This is a genomic window from Kitasatospora sp. NPDC101183, assembly GCF_044767945.1.
Lineage (GTDB): Bacteria > Actinomycetota > Actinomycetes > Streptomycetales > Streptomycetaceae > Kitasatospora.
On the sequence record NZ_JBIWOW010000009.1, the window covers coordinates 105,078 to 127,391 of the forward strand.

The window sequence follows — 22,314 nt, forward strand, 5'->3', positions numbered from 1 at the left end:
CGTCCCTTCCCCCACCAGGAGCCACCGATGAACGAGGTCCTCATCGCCCTCCTGGTGCTGCCGCTGCTCGGCGCCGCCCTCACCCTGGCCCCGGTGTTCGGGCCGGACCGGGCCGTCGCCGACCGGCGGGCGCTGCGCCTGAACACCGTCGTCACCGGCGCGGTGCTCCTGCTCGCGCTCGCCCTCGCCGCCGGCTTCGACCACGACGCGCCGGCCCGGATGCAGGCCACCACCGACGTGTCCTGGATCCCGGCCCTGCACGTGCGCCTCCACCTCGGCGTGGACGGCGTCTCGCTGCCGCTGATCGTGCTGACCGCGCTGCTGACCCTCCTCTGCGCGCTGTACTCGGAGAAGCGGCTGCCGAACGGGGAGGGCAGGCCCTCGGCCCGGGCCTTCGTCGGGCTGTTCCTCCTCCTCGAGGTCGGCATGCTCGCCACCTTCGCGGTGCTGGACCTCCTGCTCTTCTTCACGGCCTTCGAGATCGTCCTGATCCCGATGTACTTCCTGATCGCCCGCTGGGGCAGCGGCGCCAAGGTGCCCGCCGCCAACCGCTTCATCCTCTACACGCTGCTCGGCTCGGCCGTGATGCTGCTCGGCTTCCTGCTGATCGGCGGCAAGGCCGGCACCTTCGACATGCAGGCGCTGGCCGCCGCGCACGGCAAGGGCCTGAGCCACACCACCCAGGTGATCGCCGCGCTGGCGATCCTGGTCGGGCTCGCCGTCAAGGCCCCCGCCTGGCCGCTGCACAGCTGGCTCCCCGACGCGCACACCGCCGCCCCGACGGTGGGCTCGGTGCTGCTCGCCGGCGTGATGCTCAAGATGGGCACGTACGGTCTCGTCCGCGTCCTCCTCCCGGTCGTGCCGGACGGCGCCACCACGCTCGCCCCCTACCTGGGGGCCTTCGCGGCGGTCGGCATCGTCTACGGTTCGCTGGCCTGCCTGGCGCTCGCCCGCCCGGGCGCCAAGGGCGACCTCAAGCGCCTGATCGCCTACTCCTCCGTCGGCCACATGGGCTTCGTCCTGCTGGGCATCGCCTCCCTCACCCCGGTGGGCGTCAACGGCGCGCTGTTCGCCAACATCGCCCACGGTCTGATCACCGGTCTGCTGTTCTTCGTCGTCGGGGCGCTCAAGGACCGCTACGGCACGGCGGACCTCGACACCCTCGCCGGCGCGACCGGGGCCGCGCTGTACGGCCGCGCGCCGAGGATCGGCGTCCTGCTCGCCTTCGCCGCCGTGGCCAGCCTCGGCCTGCCCGGCCTGGCCGGCTTCTGGGGCGAGCTGCTCGCCATGCTCGGCGCGTTCGACCCGGCGGCCGGCCTGTCGCGCCCCGCCTTCGTCACGTACATGGTGCTGGCCGGTCTCGGCACCCTCCTCACCGCCGCCTATCTGCTGATCGTGGTCAAGCGCGTCTGCATGGGGGACCCGAAGCAGCCCGCACCGGTGGCCGAGGTGGCCGACCTGCGCCCGTACGAGGCCGTCAGCTGGACGCCGCTGGCCGCGCTGACCCTGGTGGCCGGCCTCTGGCCCGCGCTCCTGCTCGGGCTCTCGGACCCGGCCGTCAAGCACCTCCTCGGGGGTGGCTGAGCGTGCTCGCAGCCCACACCGCCGCCGCCCACACCGCAGCCCAGACCGCCGCACTCGGACCTCACTCCACGGGGCAGCACACTGTGACCTCCCTCGCCGTAGCCAACCCGGGCAGCCTGATCCAGTCCGTCGACTGGGTGGCGATCGCGCCGCCGCTGATCGCCGCCGTGGCCGCCGTCGCCGTGCTGGTCACGGACCTGTTCCTGCCCGACCGGCACAAGAAGTGGCTCGGCCGCCTCACCGCGGCCGGGCTCGCCCTCGCCCTCATCGCACTCCTCCCGCTCACCGGAAAGTCACCCCGAGCGACCTTCTGCGTGCAGAACGTAGCAGGGGGGTCCGACAACGGCGGCTGCTCCTACGTGGCCGACCACTTCGCCCTGGTGTTCCAGCTGCTCGCCCTCGGCGGCGCGCTGATCGCGGCGCTGCTCTCGATGCACACGGTCGAGGACGAGAAGCTGCCGCGCGGCGAGTACTGGTTCCTGCTGCTCTCCAGCGCCACCGGCGCCGCCCTGCTGCCCGCCTCCCGCGACCTCGCCACCATGGTGGTCGCCCTGGAGGTCGCCTCGCTGCCCGCCTTCGCGCTGGTCGCGCTGCGCCGCGACGGCCGGGGCGCGGAGGCCGCGCTCAAGTTCTTCGTCTCCTCCGTCACCGCGACGGCCGTGATGCTGCTCGGCATCGGCTTCGTCTACGCGGCGAGCGGCAGCCTGCACCTCGGCGCCGTCGCCCAGGGCCTGGAGCACGCCCCCGCCCAGCTGAGGACGCTGGCCGAGGCGGGCGCGGTCCTGACCCTCGTCGGCTTCGCCTTCAAGGTCGCCGCCGTCCCGTTCCACTTCTGGGTGCCCGACACCTACACCGGCGCCCCGCTGCCCGTGGCCGGCTACCTCTCGGTGGTCGGGAAGGCGGCGGGCCTGTCCGGCCTCGCGCTCGCCACCACGATCGCCTTCCGCCCGTACGCCCACACCTGGGGCCTGGCGCTGGCCGTGCTCGCGGCGGCCACCATGACGGTGGGCAACGTCGGCGCGCTGCGGCAGCGCTTCGACACCCGCTACAGCGCGGTGCGGCTGCTCGCCTGGTCCTCCGTCGGCCAGGCCGGGTACCTGCTGGTGCCGCTCGCCGCCGCCGGCTACGCGCCCACCGGCACCGACCCGCTGGGCGCCACCGCCGCGTACGCGCTGATCTACGGCGTGGTGAACCTCGGCGCCTTCGGGGTGGTCGCGGCCGTCGGCCGCAGGGCCGGGGTCAGCGTGGACGACTTCAAGGGCCTGTTCTCCCGCAGCCGCTGGACGGCGCTGGCGCTCGCCTTCTTCCTGCTCTGCCTGGCCGGCCTGCCCCCGGGCCTGATCGGCCTCTTCGGCAAGGTCGTGGTCTTCCGCGCGGCCGTCGACGCCGGGCTGGGCTGGCTGGCGGTCGTGATGGCCGTCAACGTGGTCGTCGCGCTGTCCTACTACCTCCTCTGGACGGCCCGGCTGTTCGCCCCGGTGGCGCAGGGCCCGGGCAGCGGCGAGGCTGTCGGCGACGCGGTCGGCCGGCGCCGGCTGCCGGTCGGCCTGGCCGCCACGCTGGGGCTCACCGCCACGGCCGCCGTGGTCCTCTCGGCGGCTCCCCAACTGGTCCTCCAGGTGACCGGCGGCTCGCTGTTCTGAGCCGCCGTCGGGTGGTCCACCGGGGTGCCGGCCGGGGCTCCGGGGCGGTGTCGCGTCGGTCACAAGGGAACAAGGCCGCTGATCCCGCCCGTTGTCCGGTCAAGAGGGACGAGGCGGAAAGGGCTTCCCCACCGGCACCATTGGAGGGCCTGACGTGCACAGCCGGCACAACGGACTGAGGACCGCCGTACTGCTCGGTGGCCTCTCCGCGCTGATCCTGGTGATCGGCGGATTCTTCGGCCGGACCGGCTTGGTGGTGGCCCTGGTGGTCGCCCTCGGCACCAACGCCTACGCCTACTGGAACAGCGACAAGCTCGCGCTGCGGGCCATGCGGGCGCGGCCGGTCAGCGAGTTCGAGGCGCCGCAGCTGTACCGCATCGTGCGCGAGCTCTCCACCTCGGCCCGTCAGCCCATGCCCCGGCTCTACATCTCCCCGACCCCGGCCCCCAACGCCTTCGCCACCGGCCGCAACCCGCGCAACGCGGCGGTCTGCTGCACCGAGGGCATCCTGCGGATCCTGGACGAGCGCGAGCTGCGCGGCGTGCTCGGGCACGAGCTGAGCCACGTCTACAACCGGGACATCCTGATCTCCTCCGTCGCCGGGGCGCTCGCCTCCGTGGTGATGTTCCTGGTGAACTTCGCCTGGCTGATCCCGTTCGGGCGGGACGAGGACGACGACGGGCCGGGCCTGTTCGGGATGCTCGCCATCATGATCCTCGGGCCGATCGCCGCCGGGCTCATCCAGATGGCCGTCAGCCGCTCCCGCGAGTACCAGGCCGACGCCGACGGCGCCCGCATCACGGGCGACCCGCTGGCCCTCGCCAGTGCCCTGCGCAAGCTCGACGCCGGCACCCGCCAGCTGCCGCTCCCGCCGGAGCCGCAGTTGCAGACGGCGAGCCACATGATGATCGCCAGCCCCTTCCGCCCGGGCGAGGCCGGTGCCCGGCTCTTCTCCACCCACCCCCCGATGGGCGAGCGCATCGCCCGCCTGGAGCGGATGGCGGGCTACGGCCGGTAGGCCCTGCGGGGTCAGGGCCCGAGGGTGTCGAGGGCGAGCCGCAGGCGGTGGACGCCCTCGACGACCTGGGCGGGGCTCTCGGCGGCGGCGTAGCTGAGGCGCAGATGGGGCGCCGGGGGCTCGGCCGGGTGGTACGGGCGGCCGGGGGAGACCTGGACGCCGGTGCGCAGCGCCGCCACCGTGAGGGCGCCGTCGTCGGTGCCGTCCGGGAGGCGGAGCCACAGGTGGTACCCGCCGGGGCTGTGCGAGACGGCGACCCCGGGCAGTTCGCGGCGCAGGGCGGCGAGGGCCGCCGTGCGGCGGTCCCGCAGTTCGGTGCCGAGGGTGCGCAGGTGGCGGGCCCAGCCCGGGTCGGCGACGAGTTCGAGCGTCGCCTCCTGGAGCGGCCGGGGCACGAAGAAGCTGTCCACCACCTGCGTGGCCCGCAGCCGGGCCAGCGCGGGGCCGCGCGCGGTGAGGGCGCCGACGCGCAGGTTGGGGGAGGCGGCCTTGGTGAGCGAGCGCAGGTGCACCACGACCCCGTCCGGGTCGTCGGCGGCGAGCGGCCGGGGCAGCGGCGGGGCGTCCGCGTGGACGAGCAGCCGGGCGAAGTCGTCCTCGATCACGAACGCCCCGGCGGCCCGGGCGATCCCGAGGACCTGTGCCCGCCGCTCGGCGGAGAGCACCGCGCCGGTGGGGTTCTGGAAGAGCGGCTGGCAGACGAAGACCCGCGCCCGGGTGGCGTCGAAGGCGTCGGCGAGCAGGTCGGTGCGGACCCCGTCCGCGTCGACGGGGACGGGTACGGGCCGCAGCCCGGCGGCCCGGATCACGGCGAGGATGCCCGCGTACGTCGGCGACTCCACGAGGACGGCGGAGCCGGGCGCGGCCAGGGAGCGCAGGGCGACGGTGAGGCCGCTCTGCCCGCCGGAGGTGATCAGGACGTCCCCGGTGCCGACCGGCCCGCCGTGCCCGCCGATGTCGCGGGCGAACCAGCCGCGCAGCTCCGTCAGGCCGTCGGTGGGCGGCCGGTCCCAGGCGCCGGGGCGGCGGCCGGCGCGGGCGAGGGCGGCGGCGAGGAGGCGTTCGGGCAGCAGGGAGGCGTGCGGGTAGCCGCTGTTGAGGTCGACGACGTCCGGCGGCGGGACCCGGAGGGTGGCGAACACGGGGGCGGCGAGCAGGTCGCGGGGGTCGGCGCCGGTGCTGAGCGCGACCTCCTGCCAGGAGAGGTCGCCGCTGCGGGCCGGGGGAGCGGCGGTGCGGGCGGAGCCGCCCGCGAAGGGCGCGGCCCGGAAGACCCCGGCGCCCGGGCGGGAGACGACGAGCCCCTCGGCGACGAGCACCGCGATCGCCCGGGAGACGGTGACGGGGCTGACCTGGTGGCGTTCGACCAGCGCCCGGCTCGCGGGCAGCTTGCGCCCCTCCGGATAGCGCTCCACCTCGCGGCGCAGGATGTCGGCGAGTTCGGCCACGCTGCTACGCTCGTTCATGACGGCACAAGATAGCGCTACCCTCCCCGCGGCGATAGCACCGCGGCCCCGACCGACCTCCGGCCTCGCCTTCGCGGCCCTCGGGGTGGCCCTCTTCTCGCTCAGCTTCCCGGCCACCGCCTGGTCCCTGACCGGCTTCGGCCCCTGGACGTCCACCGGGCTGCGCGGCGTCCTGGCCGGACTGCTCGCCGCCCTCTACCTGGCGGCCGTCCGCGCCCCGCTCCCGAGGAGGGAGCACCGCGCCGGACTGCTGACGGTCTCGGCCGGCTGCGTGCTGGGCTTCCCGCTGCTGACGACGCTGGCCCTGCGGATCTCCTCCTCGGCCCACTCGGCGGTGGTGATCGGCGTGCTGCCGCTGGCCACGGCGGTGGTGGCGGCGCTGCGCACGGGCCGCAGGCCGTCCCGGGGGTTCTGGGCGGCGGCGCTGGCGGGGGCGGGGGCCGTCCTGGTCTTCACCCTGCTGCAGAGCCACGGCCGCCCGGGCCTGGCCGACCTCTACCTGTTCGTCGGGCTGCTGGTCTGCGCCGCCGGGTACGCGGAGGGCGGGCGGCTGTCGCGGGAGATCCCGGGGGCGCGGGTGATCGCCTGGGCGGTGGTGGCGGCGCTGCCGGTGATGGTGCCGGTCGCGGCGCTGGGGCTGGCGACGGAGCCCGTGCACCCGGGGGCGAAGGCGCTGGCCGGGCTGGCGTACGTCGCGGCGGTCTCCCAGTTCGGCGGCTTCGTGCTCTGGTACCGGGGGATGGCCGGGATCGGGGTGCCGAGGGCGAGCCAACTCCAGCTCGCACAGCCGCTGTTGACGCTGGTCGCGTCGGTGCTGCTGCTGGGCGAGACGCTGCCGGCGGCGGCGCCGGTGACGGCGGTGGTGGTGCTGCTCTGCATCGCGGCCACCCAACGGGCCCGGTCCTGAGGGCAGTCGGACCGGCGAGGTACCGCCTAGGATGAACGCGCGCCCGGTCGGTCCGGGGGCGGCATCCGGAGGGAGTGGGCCGTCATGGCAGACGAGAGGCACGCCCCGGCGGCCGGGGACGCGCCCGCACGTCGGCGTGGCCAGGGCGAGCTGGAGGCGCAGGTCCTGGCGGTGCTCCAACGGGCGCCGGGCCCGGCCACCGCGGGCTGGGTGCAGGAGCGCCTGGAGGGCGACCTCGCCTACACCACGGTGATGACGATCCTCTCCCGCCTGCACGCCAAGAGCGCCGTCTCCCGCACCCGCTCCGGCCGCTCCTACCTCTGGCAGGCCTCCTCCGACGCCGCCGGGCTGGCCGCGCTGCGGATGCGCCGGATGCTCGACGGCGAGGCGGACCGGGACGCCGTCCTGGCGAGCTTCGTCAGCGCCCTGCTCCCGCACGACGAGGACCTGCTCCGGGCGCTGCTCGACTCCGCCTCCGCCGAGCCGGCAGCGTCCGACCCCGAGAGCTGACCGGCGTGGGCTTCTTCGTCTTCCTCCCGCTCATCCTGCCGCTGACGGCCGTGCCGATCGCGCGGCTGACCGAGCAGCACCTGCACCCGCGCGGCGCGGCCCGGCTGCTGACGGTGATCAGCGCGGTGATGGCGGTGTGCAGCGTGCTCTGCCTGGGCCTGATCGGCGTGGTGGGCACCGCCCAGATCCCCGGCAACCCGCTGCCGGACAGCTGGTCGGACCCGGAGGTGCGGCGCGCGCTGCCGTACCACGAGACCGTCGGCACGGCCGCGATGTGGCTGCTCGTCCTGGTCGGCTCCGCCTGCACCCGTACGCTCGTGCGGCACCTGCGGGTGCGCTCCCGGGCCCGGCGGGCGCTGGCCGGGCTGCTGGCCGGTCCCGCCGGGGCCGGGGACCTCGCGGTGCTGCCCGACAGCAGCCCGTACGCGTACGCCCTGCCGGGGTCGCCGGGGCGGGTGGTGGTCTCCACCGGGATGCTGGCCGGGCTGGCCGAGGACGAGCGGGAGGCGCTGCTCGCCCACGAGCGGGCGCACCTGCGCCACCGGCACCACCGGTACCTGCTGACGACCCAACTCGCCGCCTGCGTCAACCCGTTCCTGCGGCCGTTGCAGTACGCGGTGGCGTACAGCGCGGAGCGGTGGGCGGACGAGGACTCGGCCCAGACGGTGGGGGACCGCCGGCTCACCGCGCGGGCCGTCGCCCGGGCCGCCCTGGTGTCGCACGCGGCCCCGGCGCCCGGCTTCGCGGCCTTCGCCGCGCCCGCGCCGACTCCCGGGCCGGTGCCGCGCCGGGTCGCCGCGCTGCTGGGCCCGGTGCCGACCTCCCGCAACTGGCCGCCGGCGAAGACCCCGGCGGGCCTGGCGGCGATGGTCGCGGCGGCCGGTACGGCGGCGTCGGCGCTGTGCGCGCTCAACGCCGCCGTGGCCCTGCTGGTGGTGCTGAAGGCCGTGACGCCCCTCTAGGCCTGGAGCGAGGTCTAGAGCGAGGCCGCCAGCGCGTCGAGCGTCGCCTCGGCCCTCGCCAGGGACTCGACGGCGATGTGCCGCAGGCCGTGCAGCGCCGGGATGTCCTCGGAGCGGGTGAGCTCGGCCGTGACCACGTGCAGGTTCTCCGGCGCGACGCCGGAGCGCTCGAAGTACGCCTTCAGGTACGGGACCTGGAAGTCCCAGTGCTCCAGCGGGGTGCCCGGCCCGTAGCCGCCGCCGCGCACCGCGACCAGGACGACCCGGGTGTTCCGCAGCAGCGCCTCGCCGGTGGCCGCGTCCCGGTACACGCCGGGGAAGGAGACGCGGTCGATCCACGCCTTGAGGCCGGTGGGGATGGTGAGGTTGTACATCGGGGAGCCGATCAACAGGACGTCGGCGGCCCGCAGTTGCTCGATCAGCGGGCGGGAGAGCGCCCACTCCGCCTCCTCCTCCGGGGTCTCGGTCAGGTCGCCGATCTCGTCCAGGGTGAGCACGCCCTTGCGCTCCGTCCGGCGGCCGAGCAGGTCGAAGGCGGAGCGCAGCGGCGGGACGGGCTCGGCGGCCAGGTCCAGGTGGCCGGTACGGGCGGCGGCGCCGTGCCGGGCGCGCCAGGCGGCGGCGAAGCGGGCGGTCAGAGTGCGGCTGACCGAGCCGTCCGGGCTGATGCTGGAGTCCAGATGGAGCAGGGTGGTGGGCAGGGCGGACGTCATGGCGATCTCCTCGTCACCTCGGGGCAGGACGGAACGTCATGGTGGTGACGGACGGGCCCGAGGAAAGGTGACCGATGGACGCGATGGACGGGGACGGTACGGAGACGGTGGAACGCTTCGAGGCGGAGCGCGGTCGGCTGCGGGCGATCGCCCAGCGGATGCTCGGCTCCACCGGCGAGGCCGAGGACGCCGTGCAGGAGGCCTGGCTGCGGCTGGAGCGCGCGGGCACGGCGGAGATCGACAACCTGCCCGGGTGGCTGACCACCGTCGTCTCCCGGATCTGCCTGGACGTGCTGCGCACCCGCGCCGCCCGCCGGGAGGAGCCCACCGACGAGCCCCTGCCCACCGGGGACGGCGAGGACCCGGAGCAGGAGGCCCTGCTGGTCGAGTCCGTCGGCCGGGCGCTGTTGGTGGTGCTGGACCGGCTGGGCCCGGCCGAGCGGGTCGCCTTCGTGCTGCACGACGGCTTCGCGGTGCCCTTCGAGCAGATCGCGCCGATCGTGGACCGCACCCCGGCGGCCGCCAAGAAGCTGGCCAGCCGCGCCCGGCAGCGGGTGCGGGGCACCGCCGCGCTGCCGCCCGGGCCGCTGGCCGGGCACCGGCGGGTGGTGGAGGCCTTCCTCGCGGCCGCCCGGGGCGGGGACCTCGCCGAGCTGCTGGCCGTCCTCGCGCCGGACGTGGTGCGCCGGGCCGATCCGGCCGCCCTGCCGCCGGGCCGCTCGGCGGTGGCGCGCGGCGCGCAGGCCGTCGCCCGGGAGACGACGGTCTTCGGCCGCCGGGCCCGGTACGGCGCGGTGGCGCTGGTGGACGGGCTGCCCGGCCTGCTGATCGCCCCGGGAGGGCGGCTGCGGCTGGTGCTGCGGGTGGCGGTCGAGGACGGCCTGGTGGCGGGCTACGAGGTGGTCGCGGACCCGGCCCGGCTGGCGGCGCTGGAGCTGGCGGCGCTGGAGCCGGCGGTGCTGCCCTCGACGGCCTCCCTCAGCACCCGGAACTCCTCGGCCAGCGCGTCCAGCGTGTAGTGGGCGTTGAGCCCGCTGGGGTTGGGCAGCACCCACACCTCGGTGTCGCCGATGCCCTCCGGCTGGCGCCCGACGACGGCCTTGCGCTTGCCGAAGGCCGTCCGGTACGCGCCGATGCCGAGCACGGCCAGCACGCGCGGGCGCAGCCGCAGGACCCGGGCGGTGAGCGCGGCGCCGCCCTCGCGCAGCTCCTCGGCGGTGAGCTCGTCCGCCTTGGCGGTGGTGCGCGGGGCGACGTTGGTGATGCCGAGGCCGAGGGCGGGCAGCTCGCCCTGCTCGTCCGGGCGGAAGAGGCGCGGGGTGAAGCCCGAGCGGTGCAGGGCGGGCCAGAAGCGGTTGCCGGGGCGGGCGAAGTGGTGGCCGGTGGCGCCGGACCACAGGCCCGGGTTGATGCCGCAGAACAGCACCTTCAGGCCCGGGCCGGTGACGTCCGCGATGGTGGTGTCCTGGGCGGCCTGCAACTGTTCGGGGGTCGGTTTCACCCGGCCAAGTCTGCCGTCGCGTCGCGCGGTTCCGTACGGAGGGTGTGCTCCGTGCTGTCGGCGCGTCGGGTGCTCCGGGCGCGCCGGGTGTGCTCGTCGCTCAGGGTGTGCCGGGTGCGCCGGGTGCGCCGGTTTCGCAGCCACCGCAGGCCGAAGACGACCACGGCCGCGTACGCCCAGCCGACGAAGACGTCCACGATGAAGTGCTCGGCGCCGTACACCAGGGTGAAGGTCATCGCGAGCGGATAGGCGACCAGCAGGGCCCGCAGCCAGGGGCGGGCCGTCGGCCAGAAGAAGAACAGCAGCATCGCCGGGTAGGCGGAGTGCAGCGAGGGCATCGCGGCGACGTCGTTGGCGAACTGGCTGCCGTTCTCCAGCAGGGAGTCGGCCTGCGGGAGCCCGCTGATCGAGATGGTCTCCCAGACCACCCGGGTCAGGTGCGGCATGTTGCCCTCCTGGGCGACGAGCCACGGCGGGTCGGCCGGGTAGAGCAGGTAGGTGGCGAAGCCGGCGAAGGTCAACGTCAGGTAGCAGGCGAGGAGTTGGCGGAAGCGGTGGTGGGCGCGGCGCCACAGGACGGCGAGCAGGACGAAGACGACGAAGAAGTGCGACAGGTAGACGGTGACGGCCGCGTAGTCGTACCAGTGCGGCGAGCCGGGGGTCCAGAGCGCGTGCTGCAGCCGTACCGTCCAGGTCTCACCGAAGCCGAGCCACTCGTCCGCGCGCAGCTGCGGCAGCCAGTGCGGGGCCCAGGGGGTGTGCGCGCCGTAGCCGCGCAGCAGCGAGTACGCCCAGACGACGGCCATCACCGGCACCCAGTCGCGCAGCACCAGCAGGAAGCCGCGGGCGCGGTGGCCGCTGTGCACGGCGGCGGTGAGCAGGGCGCCGATCAGCCAGAGGAACAGCACGTCGTTGGCGGAGGGCAGGCCCTGGCGGCTGAGGAACCAGAAGAAGGCCGCCAGGTACGCCGGCCAGGCGAGCAGGCGCAGTCTCGACAGGCCGGTGCGGGGCCGGCGGATCCGGGTCACGGGTTGCAGTCGCCCGGCCCTCACCGGGGCGGGCGGGGCCGGGCCGAGCAGCTTGGTCATGCTCGGGGAAACTAGCAACGCAAACTTGGAGGACTCTGGGTGAAGCATGACCGGTTCGTAAGAAACCCCTGAACGGGCCAAGGGCGAAGGTCCCGAATCGGGCGCATCCGGTGCATCGGGGGGCTCAGGACACGACGGCCAGCTCGTGCGGGGTGTTGTTGAGGCGGCGCCCACCGGTCGCGGTGACGGTGACGATGTCCTCGATCCGGACGCCGAAGCGGCCGGGCAGGTAGATCCCGGGCTCGATCGAGAAGCACATGCCGGGGACGAGGGGCCGCTCCTCGCCCTCGACCAGGTACGGCGGCTCGTGGGTGGTGAGGCCGATGCCGTGGCCGGTGCGGTGGATGAAGTACTCGCCGTAGCCGGCCTCGGTGATGACGCGTCGGGCGATCCGGTCGATCTCCTGGCAGCTGACGCCGGGTCGGACGGCCTCGAAGGCGGTCTGCTGGGCCAGGCGGACGACGTCGTGCACCCGCTGCACCTCGGCCGGGACCTCCGGGCCGACGTGGACCGTACGGGTGGTGTCGGAGCCGTAGCCGTCCTTGAGGCCGCCGAAGTCGAGCACCACGGTGTCGCCCGGACGGATGACCCGCTCGTCGGCCTCGTGGTGCGGGTCGGCGCCGTTGGGGCCGGAGCCGACGACGGTGAAGTCGACCTGGCTGTGCCCGTACTGGATGAGCAGGGCGCCGAGGTCGGCGGCCACGTCCGTCTCCCGGCGGCCCGCGAACTCGACGTCCAGGATGCGCCGGTAGGCGGCGTCGGCCGCGCCCCCGGCGGCGGCCAGGCGCTCCAGCTCCTCGGTGTCCTTGACGGCGCGCAGCATCGGGAGGGTCTCGGTGAGGGAGGTGAAGCCGATGCCGGGCAGGGCGGCCTGGAGGCCGAGCAGGTGCATGGCCCAGGCGTTGTCGGAGACGCCGTAGCGCCCGGCCGGGTCGAGCAGCGGGGCGGCGGCCGCGTACTGGTCCTCGCCGTCCGTCCAGTCGAGCAGGCGCAGGGCCGGGGCGCCGACGGCCTTCTCGGCGTCGGGGCGCTCCAACTTCGGGACGACCAGGGCGGGTTGGCGTCCGGCGGTGAGGACGAGGGCGGTGAGGCGCTCGGTGACGGCGGTGGGGGTGTAGCCGCACAGGTAGGCGAGGTCCGGGCCGGGGGCGACGACGAGCCCGGCCAGTCCGGCGGCGGTGGCCTCGGCGGTCGCCCGGTCCAGCCGGGCGGTGTAGTCCTCGGTGGTGAAGGGGCGGGGCACTGGTCTTCCTCCTCGGTCGGGGCGCGTGGTCCTCCCCGGCACTCCATCACAGCCGGGCCGGGGCGGGCGGCGGTTCAGCCCCGGGCGGTGGCCGGGTCGGTGGCGGGCCAGGCGGCGCGGTGGAGGGTGCGGTTGAAGGTCACGGGCAGCAGGGCGGCGGTGAACAGGGCGGTGACCACGACCAGCGTGGCGGCGGGGGAGAAGCGGTCGAGCAGCAGGCCGCTGGCGAAGGACCCGGCGGGCATGCCGGCGGTCAGCAGCGCCACGGTCGCGGCGATCACCCGGCCGCGCAGCTCGTCCGGCACCTGGCGGAAGACCAGCAGGTCGAGCATCACCCGCAGCGCCGGGGTGCCCGCGCCGACCACGAACAGGGCGGCGAAGACGGTGAACGTCCCGCCGGGCAGCAGCGGCGCCAGCGAGGCCAGCGCCGAGATCCAGGCGACGGTGAGCAGCAGCCCGCCCGGGCCGGCCGCCCGGTGCAGCCGGGCGACCAGGGTCGTCCCGGCGAGCGCGCCGACGGCCTCCCCGGCCAGCGTCAGGCCGATCCCGGCGCTGCCGGTGCCCTGCTCGCGCAGCATCACGATGACGGGCAGCAGCAGCGCGGCGCCGCACAGGTTGATCAGGAGCAGGACGCCCAGGGCCACCCGCAGCAGCGGGGAGGCGGCGATGACGCGGAACCCGGCCAGGGCGCCGCCGGAGGCCTTCGCCCCCCGGGCGGGCGGGCTCGGGAAGCGGACCACGGCGGCGGAGGTGGCGGAGAGGGCGGTGGCGAGCGCGGCGCCGAGGAAGGGCACCGCGTGGCCCAGCCCGAACAGGAACCCGGCCAGCGGCGGCCCGGCCAGCGCGGCCCCGCTCATCCGGGCCTCGTCCTGGGCCAGGGCCTGGCGCATCTGCTCCGGCGGGACGACCGAGCGCAGGGCGAGCAGCCGGATCGGGCCGCCGTAGGCGGTGGTCGCGCCGACGGCGGCGGCGACGAGCAGCAGGTGGACGAGGGTGAGCCGGTCGAGCCACAGGGCCACGGGGACGCTGGCGAGGGCCGTCAGCCGGGCGAGGTCGGTGACGATCAGGACCGTACGGCGGTCGCGGCGGTCGGCGACCAGGCCGCCGTGGACGCTCAGCAGCAGGGCGACGGTCATCTGCACGGCGCCGAAGGACCCGGCGGCGGAGGGGGAGTCGGTGAGCGCGAGGACCAGCAGGGGGAAGGCGGTCTCGCCGACCATCATGCCGAGGGTGGCGGAGGCCTGGCCGATCCACAGGGCCTGGAACCGCAGGTTGCGGCGCAGGGGGACGGGGGCGGCCTGGGGTTGCTGCTCCGTCACCGTCGTGTGCTCGTTCATGGTCCACCCCGTCGTTTGCGTTTGCCAACACCATTCACGCTTCGATGAATGATGGCGTCTGTATGATTGATTGCGCAAGGGTGATTGCTCATCTGGGCGTGATCGCTCATCTCGACGTGATCGCTCATCCGGACGTCATTGCGATCGGTGTGTCCGATCTGGGAGGGTTGGCCCGTGGTCGAGGACGAACGTGAGCCCGTGGGCGGGGCCGACGGGGCCCCTGGTGCCCCCGGTGTCGCCGGGCAGCCCGAGGGCTGGGTGGACCAGCGGGACGTCACTGACGTCGCCGTGCTCAAGGCACTGGCCGACCCGCTGCGCCTGGCCATCCTCGACGCGCTGCGCCGGGCCGACGGCGGCCCGCTCACCGTCAAGGAACTGGCCGCCGCGCTCGGCGAACCCCAGACCAAGCTCTACCGGCACATCAAGCAGCTGGAGAAGGCCGGGCTGATCCTGGTCGCCGGCACCCGCCTCGTCTCCGGCATCGTCGAGAGCCGCTACAGCCTCGCCCAGCGCTCCATCCGCCTCGCCTCCGACGTGTTCAGCGAGGACTCCCCGGCCCGCGGCGACGCGTACGACGCGATGCTCGCCGGCATGGACCGCGTCCGCGACGAGTTCCGCGCCCGGATCGCCGAGGGGCGGCTCGACTTCAGCCGCCCGCGCGACGGCTCCGAGGGCACCCCCGCCCTGTTCGCGGACGTCCCGCTGCGCCTCTCCCCGGAGCGGCTGATCCGGCTGCGGAACCAACTCGGCGACATCTTCGACGAGTTGAACCGCGAAGGCCCGAGCGAGGCGGAGGACGCCGTCGAGGTCACGGCCTTCGCCCTGCTCTACGGTCTCCGGCCGGGCACGGATTCGTAAACCCGTTCGCGGCTGTCGGTGCCGTGGGCGACGATGTCCGGCATGTCCTACGAACTCCAGGCGCTGATGGGAACGTTGGAGCTGCTGAGGGTGGCGGCCGCCGAGGTCCCGGCCGCCCGGGTCGTCCCGCTGGCGCAGGGCCTCGCCCTGATCCCGCTGACCCCCGCCGTCCTCACCGCCCTCCACGGCGAGGCCGTCGGCCGGCTCGCGGGCGGCTTCGAACTCCGGCTCGCCGCCTGGTCCAAGGCGGGCCCGATCGCCCGCGTCGCGTACGTCGGGGGCGACGCCCGCAGCGCCGTCGTCTGGTCCGACGGCCGGATCCTCCCCGACGGCGGCCCCTCCACCCCGATCGCCCGGGCCCTGCGCCTGCTCGGCGCCCGCGTCGAGCCGGGCCGCGAGGGGGAGTCCGCCCTCGCCGGCCTCACCGCCTGGGCGGGGGCCGGCCGCGTGGGCACCGGCTGAGCGGGCGCCACCGTTCGGCGTACGTGCGGTGGCTGCGTCCGGGCGACGGCCCCACGGTTGTGAATCAGGCGAACACGCCTGAAACACAGTGAGAGGAAGCAGTACCCATGCGTTCCACCCGGATGGCCGTCGTGCTGACCGCAGCAGCGCTCGCGCTGACCCCGGTCGCCACGGCGTCCGCCACCACCACCGACCGTTCCACCGCCTCCACCGTCTCCACCCCGGCCGTGCCGTCGGTGCCCTCCGTCGCGGTGCCCTCGGCGCCGTCCCTCGACGACATCAACAAGCTGGTCACCGGCCTGGTCTCGACGATCGCCACCACGACCCCCGACCTCGGCGCGGTCCAGCAGCTCCTCGCCACCCTCCAGACCACCCTCCAGACCACCCTGCAGGGCATCCTCGGCCAACTCCCGGTCCAGGTCCCCACCGTGCCGACCCTGCCCAAGCCCCCCACCGTCGGCTGACCCGCCCTCCGACACGGCAGCGGCCCCGTCCCCCGGACTCCCCCGGGGAACGGGGCCGCTGCCGTCGCAGGGGCGAGCGCCGTCAGCGGTAGTTCACGTACTGGATGGCGAAGTCCAGGTCCTTGCCCTTGAGCAGCGCCTGCACGGCCTGGAGGTCGTCACGGCTCTTGGAGCTGACGCGCAGCTCGTCGCCCTGGACCTGGGCCTTGACGCCCTTCGGGCCCTCGTCACGGATGATCTTCGCGACCTTCTTGGCATCCTCCGTCGTGATGCCCTCCTTGATGTCCGCGAAGATCTTGTACTCCTTGCCGGAGAGCTGCGGCTCCGCGGCGTCCAGAGCCTTCAGCGACAGGCCGCGCTTCACGAACTTGGTCTGCAGCACGTCCAGGATCGCCCGGACCCGCTCCTCGCCGTTGGCCTTCATCTCGATCTTCTCGCCCGACCGGCTGATCTCGCCGCCCACGCCCTTGAAGTCGAACCGGGTGGCGATCTCACGGGAGGTCTGGTTGATCGCGTTGTCGACCTCCTGCCACTCGACCTTCGAGACGATGTCGAAACTGGAGTCGGCCATGGGTGTTGGTCTCCTTGATGCTCTGGCTTCACTGACACGGCCCGCCCCACCGGACGTCCGCCGCCACAGCCTATCCAGCGCCACCCCGCCCCCGCCTGCGACGACCGCACCCCACACCCCGACCCCCACCCCACCAATCGAGTGGCGAACCACCCCCCGGCATCGGGTATGGTTTACCAAGTCGAACGGGGCGAACACCCTGCAAGACACCAACCCTGGCTGGTTGCCCGAGCGGCCAAAGGGAGCAGACTGTAAATCTGCCGCGTAAGCTACGCAGGTTCGAACCCTGCACCAGCCACAGGATGGAAAAGAGCCCGTGACCTGCGGAAACGCAGGTCACGGGCTCTTTGCTTTGAGCATCCCAGGGAAGATCGAACATTGGTCGAAATGACCAGGTTGTCTCACCCTGTCTCGCCCCCTGACCAGCGCGTGTGGGATATCCGTGGGACGGGTCCAAGCCCATCCCACGGTCAGTCCCACTCGGTCAGGCCCTCGGCGATCCGCTGGTTCGCCGCCTCCATCGCACCGTCGAGGCACTTCGCGTAGACCCGCAGCAGCACCGCGATGCTGTGCCCCGCGCGCCGGGCGCACTCCGCCGGGTCCACGCCGGACCTCAGCCACAGAGAGATCCCCGCATGCCGTAGGTCATACGGGCGTTTGGCGAGCGGCGAAGTGGTCTGCTCGGACGTGAGGGCCTGTTCACGGGCCCGTTGCCAGACGACGCCGTAACCGCTCTCCTGCACCATGCCACCGCGAGAGGTGCGGAACAGTCGACCGTCCGGCGCCAAGCCGTGCGTGGCGATGTGGTCGCGGAGCATCTTCACGTAGACCGGGGGGATGGGGACGGGCCGAGTGTCCTTCTCGGGCCTCCACTTGAGTCCCCGGTCATCGTGGGGCTTGCCGCTGTCCGTCCAGGAGCTGCCGACCCGCGGTCGGGTCCTGCTGAGGGTCAGCATGCCCCACGCTCCGCCGGGCGGGAGGGAGCAGTTGGCGTCGCGCAGGAAGACGGCTTCGGCCGGCCGCATGCCCGCGTGGTAGAGGCCGCCGAAGAACGCTTCGAGGTGCTGGCCCCGGGCTCCCTGGCCACGAACGGCGGCCAGCAGCTCCCGGAGCTGCCGGGGGTTGGCCACGACCGCCGGGTCGACCTCCTCGGTGGTGCTGGGAGCGGACCACTGAACCAGCTTGAGGGGGTTATGGGGGAGACGACGGGACTCGACGGCGTACCCGAGGACGTTGTGGAAGATGTTCTTCTTGCGGACCACGCTCGACGGCGCGGCCTTCGAGCCGTCGAGGTTCTTGCCGAAAGCCGTGAGGACCCTGCGGATCACCATGGGGTCGTCGAGCTGGCTCATCGGCAGGGACTGGCGCTCGACCCACTCCAGGGCCTTCCGAACGTTCTCCGGCGGTTCCTCCGTCCAGCGGTTCATGTTGAAGGCCCAGCTATAGAGGGCCTTCCGCAGCTCCCGCGCGGGCGGCATGCCAACCCTGGACTTCACCAACTGCGGCGTAGCGACGGCCAGCATGTCCGCGTGCGTCGTCCGGGTGCTCCCCGGGGAGTCCGGCCACTTCATCTCGACGTAGTCACGGGCGTGGACGTACCAGCTCACGTCGTCCCGGGCGCGCACCACCGACATCGGCAGGCCCGTGATCTCGTCGAACGGCTCCCCGGCGTTGACGGCGGTCACCAGCTTCGACCGCTCGCCGTCCGCGAGCGTCCTGGTCTTGAAGGTGGCCGAGAACGGCTCATTGCCGACCTTCCACCGCAGCTCGAACGTGTTGGGGCCGGAACGCTGGTTCTCCCGGATGGACCAGATCCGGACCTTGAACGTGGGCTTGGGCAACTGAGATCTCCTCACGAGAGGTGGACGGGCCCCGGCGATCGCCGGGGCCCGGGAAGCGACATCAGGCGGCGGTCTCCTCCAAAGAGGTCAGCCACGCGTCCAAGTCGGCCCTGCGGCACCGGAGCTGACCGTTCGGCAGCTTGATCAGCCGGGGGCCGTAACCCCGGGTGCGCATCCGGTAGAAGGCCGGACGGGACATGCCCAGTTCCCGGAGCACGTCGGAGAGTTTGAGCGTCGCGGGCTCGGCCATGATCTGGCTCCTCGATTCAGTTCTCTGGCTGTTGGGTGGTGGGAACAGGACAGTTGGCGACGGGGTGTCCGGTTGGCTGTCCGGCCTGTTTTCGCTGCTCAGACGATGTGGCGGGACAGCCGGACAGGCCGGACAGATCAGGGGGTGGGCAGGGTGTCCGGTGAGACCGGCACGGCGTACGCGCCGCCGGGTGACCGATGGAGTTGTCCGTCCTTGGCCATCCGGGAGCAGGTCCGGCGGGTCAGCTCGACGTCGACGCCGACGGCGGCGGCGATGTCCATGGGCTTGCTGTCTGGGTGAGTACGGAGGTGGGTGAGGATTTTGGAGCGGGTGTCGCCGATGGTGTGGTCGCTGGCGGGGCCGTCGAGGAGGAGCCAGTTGCCGGTGTCGGGTTGGAATTCGAGGGCGTGTTCGTCTTCGTCGACGTCTCGTCCGGTGATGTGGAGGACGCCGTCGGCTTTGCCGCGTGAGCGTTTGAGGACGAGGGTGGCGTCGGCGGCGCCGGCGAGGCCGTTGGTGCCGGAGACTTCGGCGAGGAAGTCGTCGGAGCCCATCTTGCGGACGTGGTGGACGAGGATCGTCGCGACGGAGTGCCGGTCGGCGACCTGCTTGATGTGGCCGATGGCGGCGTAGTCGGCGTCGTAGGCGGCCACGCCGGGTGCGGAGTGGCCTCGGACCTTGGCGAAGACGTCGACGACGATGAGGCGGGCGCCGGGGTTCTGGGTGAGCCAGCGGTCGAGGGCGTCGGCGCCGCCTTGGGGCAGGGGCGGGAACTCGGTGACGAGGGTGAGGGCCTTGGGGGCGTCGCGTCCGGCGAGGAGTTTGCCCATGCGGGTCTTGAGCCGGCGCGGGGTGTCTTCGAGGGCGAGGTAGAGGACGGGGCCGGGTTCGACCTTGACGCTGCCGAAGGCGGGGCGGCCGGCGGCGACGTCGAGGCCGAGGCCGAGGGAGAGCCAGGACTTGCCGACTTTGGGTGGTCCGGCGAGGAGGCTGACGCCTTCGGCGAAGAATCCGGGGACGGCCCAGCGGGGTTCGGGGAAGTCGGCGGCCATGAGGTCGGCCGCCGTCCATACCGTGCGGGGTCTGGGCGGGGCCGTGGACGGCCCGGCCGGGGCGGGTTGGGGTGTGGGGCCGGGGGCAATCCAGGGGTCGCTGTGTGGGGCGGGTTCGTCGGGCCAGGGTGCTTCGTCGTCGTTGCCGACGATCCGCAGCCGGGGGGTGGGGGGTGTGTCGCGGGGGTCGGCGGGTCGGGTCACGCGGGGCTCCGGCGGGTGGTGGCCGGTGTGGGTCGGAGGGGGGAGCGTGCCACGCGTGTCCCTTTCCGGTCGGTGGGGTGGTTGGCGGGTAGATGGGTGGGGCCCTGTTGGTGTGGGGGCGGAAAAGCGCTTTTCCGCCCCCGCACGGCACGGGAGTCGGTCAGGTGGCGTGCGGTGTGGTTCCGGTGCCGCGGTCGAAGCCGCGCCGGATGGTGCGCTCGCACACGGTGTCGGTCAGTCCGCAGGCGAGGCCGGCGGCCGTCAGGACGTCGTGGGCGAGGGGTTCGGGGACGGTGCCGGTGGCGATGAGCTGGCCGAGGCGGGCGGCGGAGGCGAACAGCCGCTTCTTGCGGCCGGGCTGCTTCTGCGCGCGGACCTTGGCGTCCTCGCCGTCGAGGACGGCCCGCACGTAGGCGCTCTGCACCCGGATTCCGCGACGCAGGGTGTCGCTGTCCGGCACGGGCGTCACGGGCGCGGGTGGGGTGGTGAGGAGGGCGAGCAGGGCAGGGGGAGCGGGTGCGGTGAGGGCGGGGTCGGTGCCCGGGGCGAAGGCGTAGAGGCCGGCGGCGGTGCGGGAGCCGGGGCCGACGAGGTATCCGGCGGTGCCACGTACGTCGATGCCGGGGGCGAGGGTGCCGGCGGAGTTGGTGATCCGGGCGTCGGGCGGGGCGGTGAGCCACAGGTGCCGTCCGCCCGACGGGGTGGCCACGGTCGGGGTCGGCGGGATCCGGAAGCCGTGGTGGGCGGCGAGGGCCCGCAGGTTGTCGGGGCCGTCGGCGCCGTGCTTGACGTCGAGGTCGAGGCCGATGAGGTGGTGCGGGCCCCGGCCGCAGGCGATGCCGTAGGCGGTGGCCCACGGGGCGGCCTCGAACAGCTCGCGGAGCTTGTCGGGGTCGGTGGTGGCGTCGTGGACGCCGTGGCCGAGGTGTCCGCAGGCGCCCTTGCAGTGCGGGTCGTCGGGGTGGGGGCTGGGGACGGCGGGCCGCTTGCTGCGGGCAAGCGGGAAGACGTGCAGGCCGCGTGCGGCGGCGAACAGTGCGGCGCTCAGGGCCAGGTGCCAGTCGGGTGCGGGCATCGGGAGACCTCCCGGTCGAGGCGGGTGACGGGTGACGGGGGCGGGCTGGTGGCACGGCGGTCACGGGCCCGCCCCGGGGGACGGCCGGCTAGTCGTCGATCTCGGTGTACTGCTCGGCCAGGGCCAGCAGTTCGCCGAGACGGCGCCGGGTGATGCGGAACTCCTCGGCGCCCTCCGGCCACTCGATCTCGACGTCGATGACGTCGATGACGTCGTCGCCGTCGAGCCGGTCGGGGTCGAGGTCGGCGAGCAGTTCCCGCACATCGGCGGCCAGCAGCCGCGCGCCGCCCTGCGCGCTGACGACGGGGCAGTCGTCGCCGATCGCGTCGTGGGCGTCCAGGAAGGCGGTCACGGCGCGTTCCTGCGCCTTGGTGGCGCTGGCGTGCATGAGCGTGACCAGGTCGGCGACGGTGAGCGTGTGGTCGCCCTCGCAGGTGGCCAGGCGGCGGACGGTGACCATGAGCGGGTTGGCCGCCAGGAAGGCGCGGATGTTCTCGGCGGGCGTGGCGTTCGTCATCGGGGCTGTTCTCCTCGGTGCGCGGTGAGGTGGCGGGTGGTCAGGTGGTGGTGTCGAGGTCGAGGGGGAGCTGTCCGTCGACCTCGATGGGGGGTTCGGGCGGCATGAGGGCGGCATGAGGGCGTCGATAGCGGCGCGGTGGTGGTCGTCGGTGGCGGGGCAGATGACGTGCTGGTCGGTGGTGACGATCCAGCCGCACTGGCGGGCGTTGTCGGCGGCGATCTGCGGGGTCTCGTAGAGGGGGAGGACGCGGTCGTCGGTGTCCTCGTCGCCGCAGATGTCGCAGGTGACGATGTGGAAGGTGAGGGTGCGGATCGGCACGGCGGGGTCTCCTACGCGGCCTTGAGACGGCGGGTGGGGGCCGGGGCGAGGGTGTCGGCCCAGACGGTGCGCAGGGCGGCGCGGTCCTGGCGCTGGCGGGCGGGGGCGTCGGGCTTGTGGTCGCTGGCGCGTACGGGCATGTGGAGGCCGAGGAAGTCGGGGCCGGCGGCGATGAGCAGGGGCTTGCCGGGTCCGGCGGACCAGGTGGTGAGCGGCTGGTGGCGGTCGGCGGCCTTGGCCCAGCGGGCGAGGAAGTCGGCGTTGTACAGGGCCTCGGTGTCCTGGTGGGGTTCGGCGGCGAGGGCGGTGGCGAACAGGGGGCGCCACTTGGGGAAGCTCCGGGCGAGGGCCGCGTTGGCGGACAGGCTCAGGGAGCGGGTGCCGTCGCCGATGGTGAGCATGCCGTCGGGGGTGCGGGTGCAGCCGCGGTGGTGGGTGAGGGTGAGGTCGGCGGGGCGGCGGCGGGTGGGGAAGAGGGCGCGCAGGGCGGTGAGGTCGGGGCGGGTGACGAGGGCCGTCCACGGCTCGGTTTCGGCGGTCTCGCGGCGGGTGAGGGCGAAGGTGTAGCGGTCGGTGGCGGCGGCGTACAGGTGGGTGCCGTCGGCTTCCAGGTAGATGCCGCACAGGGACGGCAGGGTGTCGGCGGTGCTGATGTGCGGGGTGAGCTGGCGGACGATGCGCGGCAGGTCGGTGAGCGTGACGGACATCCGGGTCTTCCTTCCGGGCG

Annotated in this window: 22 protein-coding genes, 1 tRNA gene and 1 pseudogene; 11 read left to right on the plus strand and 13 right to left on the minus strand. The window is 73.8% G+C overall.

All coding sequences use genetic code 11. From position 1 onward, the window contains the following. Positions 1-27: 27 nt before the first annotated feature. The 3 genes from ACIRRS_RS14715 to htpX all read left to right on the plus strand — a co-directional run bounded on the left by ACIRRS_RS14715 (position 28) and on the right by htpX (position 4,245). Entirely contained in the window at positions 28-1,584 is a 1,557-nt protein-coding gene (locus ACIRRS_RS14715; RefSeq protein ID WP_402969974.1) for a NuoM family protein, read from the plus strand. 83 nt (positions 1,585-1,667) lie between these two features. Beyond that, positions 1,668-3,227, plus strand: a complete 1,560-nt coding sequence (locus ACIRRS_RS14720; RefSeq protein WP_402970468.1) for an NADH-quinone oxidoreductase subunit N — start codon at positions 1,668-1,670, stop codon at positions 3,225-3,227. 154 nt (positions 3,228-3,381) lie between these two features. Beyond that, positions 3,382-4,245: a zinc metalloprotease HtpX gene (gene htpX / locus ACIRRS_RS14725; protein WP_402969977.1), complete on the plus strand. Its 864-nt coding sequence runs from the start codon at positions 3,382-3,384 to the stop codon at positions 4,243-4,245. Between the two features lie 11 nt (positions 4,246-4,256). Here htpX and ACIRRS_RS14730 read toward each other — a convergent pair whose 3' ends face one another. After that, positions 4,257-5,711 (minus strand): PLP-dependent aminotransferase family protein, encoded by a 1,455-nt coding sequence (locus ACIRRS_RS14730; protein WP_402969980.1) that lies wholly within the window; start codon positions 5,709-5,711, stop codon positions 4,257-4,259. On the opposite strand from ACIRRS_RS14730, the gene ACIRRS_RS14735 reads away from it, so the two are divergent. The 3 genes from ACIRRS_RS14735 to ACIRRS_RS14745 all read left to right on the plus strand — a co-directional run bounded on the left by ACIRRS_RS14735 (position 5,710) and on the right by ACIRRS_RS14745 (position 8,090). Beyond that, complete coding sequence (locus tag ACIRRS_RS14735; RefSeq protein WP_402969983.1) at positions 5,710-6,618, plus strand: DMT family transporter; 909 nt, start codon at positions 5,710-5,712, stop codon at positions 6,616-6,618. The genes ACIRRS_RS14730 and ACIRRS_RS14735 overlap by 2 nt on opposite strands. An 84-nt stretch (positions 6,619-6,702) precedes the next feature. Further along, positions 6,703-7,128 carry a BlaI/MecI/CopY family transcriptional regulator gene (locus ACIRRS_RS14740; RefSeq protein WP_402969985.1) on the plus strand — a complete coding sequence of 142 codons (426 nt, stop codon included), beginning with the start codon at positions 6,703-6,705 and terminating at the stop codon, positions 7,126-7,128. Positions 7,129-7,133: 5 nt separating this feature from the next. Next, positions 7,134-8,090: a M48 family metalloprotease gene (locus ACIRRS_RS14745; protein WP_402969988.1), complete on the plus strand. Its 957-nt coding sequence runs from the start codon at positions 7,134-7,136 to the stop codon at positions 8,088-8,090. Between the two features lie 14 nt (positions 8,091-8,104). Here the strand turns inward: ACIRRS_RS14745 and ACIRRS_RS14750 are convergent, their stop codons facing one another. Further along, positions 8,105-8,803: an FMN-dependent NADH-azoreductase gene (locus tag ACIRRS_RS14750; RefSeq protein WP_402969991.1), complete on the minus strand. Its 699-nt coding sequence runs from the start codon at positions 8,801-8,803 to the stop codon at positions 8,105-8,107. A 74-nt stretch (positions 8,804-8,877) separates the two neighbouring features. Between ACIRRS_RS14750 and ACIRRS_RS14755 the strand changes: the two are divergent. Continuing rightward, positions 8,878-9,753: pseudogene (locus ACIRRS_RS14755) on the plus strand (sigma-70 family RNA polymerase sigma factor); the annotation flags it as partial. Here the strand turns inward: ACIRRS_RS14755 and mug are convergent. The 4 genes from mug to ACIRRS_RS14775 all read right to left on the minus strand — a co-directional run bounded on the left by mug (position 9,696) and on the right by ACIRRS_RS14775 (position 13,972). After that, on the minus strand, positions 9,696-10,304 hold the full coding sequence (gene mug / locus ACIRRS_RS14760) for a G/U mismatch-specific DNA glycosylase (protein WP_402969993.1): 609 nt from the start codon (positions 10,302-10,304) through the stop codon (positions 9,696-9,698). The pseudogene ACIRRS_RS14755 and the gene mug sit on opposite strands and share 58 nt — an antisense overlap. Further along, positions 10,301-11,392 carry a phosphatase PAP2 family protein gene (locus tag ACIRRS_RS14765; protein ID WP_402969996.1) on the minus strand — a complete coding sequence of 364 codons (1,092 nt, stop codon included), beginning with the start codon at positions 11,390-11,392 and terminating at the stop codon, positions 10,301-10,303. The genes mug and ACIRRS_RS14765 overlap by 4 nt, the downstream gene beginning before the upstream one ends. A 124-nt stretch (positions 11,393-11,516) precedes the next feature. Continuing rightward, positions 11,517-12,635: a M24 family metallopeptidase gene (locus ACIRRS_RS14770; RefSeq protein ID WP_402969999.1), complete on the minus strand. Its 1,119-nt coding sequence runs from the start codon at positions 12,633-12,635 to the stop codon at positions 11,517-11,519. A gap of 74 nt (positions 12,636-12,709) precedes the next feature. Continuing rightward, the gene (locus tag ACIRRS_RS14775; RefSeq protein WP_402970002.1) at positions 12,710-13,972 is read right to left on the minus strand and encodes an MFS transporter; all 1,263 of its coding nucleotides are present in this window, start codon (positions 13,970-13,972) and stop codon (positions 12,710-12,712) included. Between the two features lie 174 nt (positions 13,973-14,146). On the opposite strand from ACIRRS_RS14775, the gene ACIRRS_RS14780 reads away from it, so the two are divergent. From ACIRRS_RS14780 to ACIRRS_RS14790, 3 genes are all read left to right on the plus strand, one after another. Beyond that, on the plus strand, positions 14,147-14,830 hold the full coding sequence (locus ACIRRS_RS14780; protein ID WP_402970005.1) for an ArsR/SmtB family transcription factor: 684 nt from the start codon (positions 14,147-14,149) through the stop codon (positions 14,828-14,830). 42 nt (positions 14,831-14,872) lie between these two features. Next, positions 14,873-15,292 carry a hypothetical protein gene (locus ACIRRS_RS14785; protein ID WP_402970008.1) on the plus strand — a complete coding sequence of 140 codons (420 nt, stop codon included), beginning with the start codon at positions 14,873-14,875 and terminating at the stop codon, positions 15,290-15,292. Positions 15,293-15,399: 107 nt separating this feature from the next. Continuing rightward, positions 15,400-15,756, plus strand: a complete 357-nt coding sequence (locus ACIRRS_RS14790; protein ID WP_402970011.1) for a hypothetical protein — start codon at positions 15,400-15,402, stop codon at positions 15,754-15,756. 82 nt (positions 15,757-15,838) lie between these two features. Here the strand turns inward: ACIRRS_RS14790 and ACIRRS_RS14795 are convergent, their stop codons facing one another. Then, positions 15,839-16,327 (minus strand): YajQ family cyclic di-GMP-binding protein, encoded by a 489-nt coding sequence (locus ACIRRS_RS14795; RefSeq protein WP_402970014.1) that lies wholly within the window; start codon positions 16,325-16,327, stop codon positions 15,839-15,841. A 217-nt stretch (positions 16,328-16,544) separates the two neighbouring features. Between ACIRRS_RS14795 and ACIRRS_RS14800 the strand changes: the two genes are divergently transcribed. Then, positions 16,545-16,625: transfer RNA gene (locus ACIRRS_RS14800), tRNA-Tyr, on the plus strand. Between the two features lie 172 nt (positions 16,626-16,797). Here ACIRRS_RS14800 and ACIRRS_RS14805 read toward each other — a convergent pair. The 6 genes from ACIRRS_RS14805 to ACIRRS_RS14830 form a co-directional block, all read right to left on the minus strand. Beyond that, positions 16,798-18,168 (minus strand): tyrosine-type recombinase/integrase, encoded by a 1,371-nt coding sequence (locus ACIRRS_RS14805; protein WP_402970017.1) that lies wholly within the window; start codon positions 18,166-18,168, stop codon positions 16,798-16,800. 61 nt (positions 18,169-18,229) lie between these two features. Then, complete coding sequence (locus ACIRRS_RS14810; RefSeq protein WP_402970020.1) at positions 18,230-18,418, minus strand: helix-turn-helix transcriptional regulator; 189 nt, start codon at positions 18,416-18,418, stop codon at positions 18,230-18,232. 137 nt (positions 18,419-18,555) lie between these two features. Further along, entirely contained in the window at positions 18,556-19,674 is a 1,119-nt protein-coding gene (locus ACIRRS_RS14815) for an AAA family ATPase (RefSeq protein WP_402970023.1), read from the minus strand. Between the two features lie 160 nt (positions 19,675-19,834). Next, positions 19,835-20,749 (minus strand): bifunctional DNA primase/polymerase, encoded by a 915-nt coding sequence (locus ACIRRS_RS14820; RefSeq protein WP_402970025.1) that lies wholly within the window; start codon positions 20,747-20,749, stop codon positions 19,835-19,837. A gap of 88 nt (positions 20,750-20,837) precedes the next feature. Beyond that, positions 20,838-21,587: a hypothetical protein gene (locus ACIRRS_RS14825; RefSeq protein WP_402970028.1), complete on the minus strand. Its 750-nt coding sequence runs from the start codon at positions 21,585-21,587 to the stop codon at positions 20,838-20,840. Between the two features lie 11 nt (positions 21,588-21,598). Next, positions 21,599-22,294 (minus strand): hypothetical protein, encoded by a 696-nt coding sequence (locus ACIRRS_RS14830; protein WP_402970031.1) that lies wholly within the window; start codon positions 22,292-22,294, stop codon positions 21,599-21,601. Between the last annotated feature and the right edge of the window lie 20 nt (positions 22,295-22,314).